Annotated in this window: 4 protein-coding genes; all 4 read right to left on the bottom strand. The window is 43.0% G+C overall.

Going from position 1 to position 2,514, the window contains the following annotated elements; translation table 11 throughout:
• The coding region (locus ACEW9J_RS13700) for a Uma2 family endonuclease (protein WP_373545675.1) at positions 1–264 on the bottom strand (264 nt) is incomplete at its 3' end.
• Between the two features lie 70 nt (positions 265–334).
• Positions 335–586 carry a hypothetical protein gene (locus ACEW9J_RS13695; RefSeq protein WP_373545674.1) on the bottom strand — a complete coding sequence of 84 codons (252 nt, stop codon included), beginning with the start codon at positions 584–586 and terminating at the stop codon, positions 335–337.
• Positions 587–650: 64 nt separating this feature from the next.
• Entirely contained in the window at positions 651–1,322 is a 672-nt protein-coding gene (locus ACEW9J_RS13690; RefSeq protein WP_373545673.1) for an AAA family ATPase, read from the bottom strand.
• A 115-nt stretch (positions 1,323–1,437) separates the two neighbouring features.
• Positions 1,438–1,641, bottom strand: coding sequence for a hypothetical protein (locus ACEW9J_RS13685; RefSeq protein ID WP_373545672.1), 204 nt, complete (start codon positions 1,639–1,641; stop codon positions 1,438–1,440).
• Between the last annotated feature and the right edge of the window lie 873 nt (positions 1,642–2,514).

Genomic DNA, 2,514 nt, shown 5'->3' with positions numbered 1-2,514 from the left:
AGCCGCAAAGTTATAGCCTGTAGATGAATCAAACAATCTACCCAAACCTTGACGATTCCAAAACCAAAGCTGTCCGTTAAGGTCAGAATTTCTCTCACCAGTATCACCACCCGTTGGAGCCATAACGATTAATTCTCCATCCTTGGTTAACTCTAGTCGCAAGTCGCGATTTAGCTGACAGAGACGCTCGAACTCCTCTGATGTGACCCGCAGCTTTAAATCGGCAACGTTAAGCAATACTGGTTTGGCTTCTAGTGATTGCATAATACTCTATTGATATCTATAAGATATAATTTTAATATCAAAATGTCATTTTTGAAAAATCCTTTTAGCCTCAAAGATCTCCATCTTTTTTCAGCTTTTCAATCGCTGCGAGTAAAAACCAGCTCCGCCGACTACTTCTCGATCTACTGCGTACTTCCTCAATTTTATCAGCAATCTCTTCGGGGATTGTCATTACAAACTTAATTTCTTTCTTGTCTTCTTTGTTATCATCCTGCTCTCGCGCGACTGGGGGACTACCTGCATTAATTACTTTGTCGATCAGATCGGATTGCGGGACTAATGGAGCTTTCTTGATTGCCATAGTTTAATATACTCAGTATACTTCTTCAATATCTTTGAGGTATCATTTTAATATCAAAATGATACTAGAGACGATGATAGCAGTACAAGTACAGTGATTGCAACTCTGCGACTGCTTTCTTATCGACTGGCTTAATTTCTGGGACCGCTAGACCCATACCAAACGAGTTAGAAAATGATTTTCGATCTCCTATTTTGAGCGGTGCTAGTTCGATATGTGTAGTCTCGGTGATGATATCCATTGCATCTTGATTGTCAGATCCACCACCGAATGCACGATTGATAAAAGCTGCACATTTGAGATTGGGATTGATAGTTAAGACTTCGCCGACAACTTCAGAAACATTACCCAGCGTCCAGAGATCGACAGATCGGGGCTGCAAGGGGATTAGCAATAAGTCGGCAACAGATAGAGCGGCGCGTTGAGTCGTTGTATCCCTACCACCAACATCAACAATGATGTCCTCATATTCTGCGGTGAATTTTTGCAAACTGGTTCGGGTATCAGCTCCCGATACCCGAACATGACTCAGATTAGGGCTTTTGTCTGGATAATTTAGATCGCGTTGGGCTGCCCACATCGTTGTAGAGATCTGGTCATCTCCATCAGCAAGCAACACCTTGTGACGAGTCGATCGAGCCACCGCTAAATTGACCGCAATCGTACTTTTGCCAGCTCCGCCTTTAATGCCTCCGACCACAATAATCATACAGTTTGATACTAATACAATATTCATTATATTTCATTTTGATATCAAAACAATATTAATCCCAAATTCTAGTTAATAGACCAGCCATAGCTAGCGACCCGCCAACCCGTCGAGATCGCAGCGCATAGTTATAGATCCACCATTAAATTTCAGTTGCTTCGACATAATCACATTCTTCACAGCTAATCTGTCCTGCTTCATCTTGACTAAAATTGATCGAACCACAGACAGGGCAACAAATCTCGATCGATTCAGGCAGAAATTGTTCCTTAGTCGTTGAATCTGGCATTACTGTAGATTCTGGAGCTGGTTGTGAAGTGAACCGACGAAAATTGCGTGAAGGCATTCTACTTGAGGGGTTTGAGATCGGGGCATCAGAAGATTTACGTTGTCACAGATGGGTGCAATGACCCAATACGGCTTCATTTTAGATGGAGCCAATATTCAGGTGTTTGAAAAGAAACCGAAGGTTGTAGAGGCTCCTGCTGGGTAGTAGCTAGGAGGAATTAACCCTAAAATGAGAGTATCCCCGTTAGCTTCTAACTAACGGAGATACCATGCGGCGAGGGCACCGCCAAATCAAAAATACTTACCTAATATTATGACTCAATGTGCGATTCGTTGTAAGTGAATCACGGTATACAGCCCGTAAATAACCTTACCAAGCTGGCTACCAGACATGTAGCAAAATAAGGCTTGAACTGTCCAGTTGATATGGGTGCAAGCCCCATCATCTAAACTCAGGATTGACTCCTAATCTGCCCACACCGAATAGACTCGGAATTCTATAGAGTGAAGCTGGGATCAGGGCTGAATCAGACCAGAATTGCACTGGACACTGCGGCTAATAGGGAGTTCTCATGGTGAAACAGAGCCTAGAAAAGCAACCTACATAAAGGCAATCGCAATTCCGATGATTGACCTCGCCAGAGATTAGTATCCCGTCGCGTTTACTTGAGAACAGCGACTTGAGTAAGGGGTTCTGGCGGTTGAAGTGGCTACACCTAAAAGGACTATCAATCGACTAGACGGAACGAATAAAAACGTGTCTGAGGTCTTGAGGATGTCGATTCTCAAGTAGGGGTTTTTTGTATTAATCCCCGAAAAGGGGGAATCAGCATATTTATAACTGAATGCTACTATTTTGCCCCTCTGGGATTTTCTTCTCTGAATTAGTCCATAACCGACAAGGGCTAAAGGTTTGAGAGAGTATCATTAC

It is taken from the genome of Chamaesiphon sp. (genome assembly GCF_041737865.1).
Lineage (GTDB): Bacteria > Cyanobacteriota > Cyanobacteriia > Cyanobacteriales > Chamaesiphonaceae > Chamaesiphon.
The sequence above is the reverse complement of the archived record's forward strand: the minus strand, read 5'-3'. Positions and strand labels throughout refer to the sequence as shown.

Coding starts and splice junctions, on each gene's coding strand:
- ACEW9J_RS13690 (WP_373545673.1), bottom strand. CDS start 1,322: ATGAATATTGTATTAGTATCAAACTGTATGATTATTGTGGTCGGAGGC.
- ACEW9J_RS13685 (WP_373545672.1), bottom strand. CDS start 1,641: ATGCCTTCACGCAATTTTCGTCGGTTCACTTCACAACCAGCTCCAGAA.
- ACEW9J_RS13695 (WP_373545674.1), bottom strand. CDS start 586: ATGGCAATCAAGAAAGCTCCATTAGTCCCGCAATCCGATCTGATCGAC.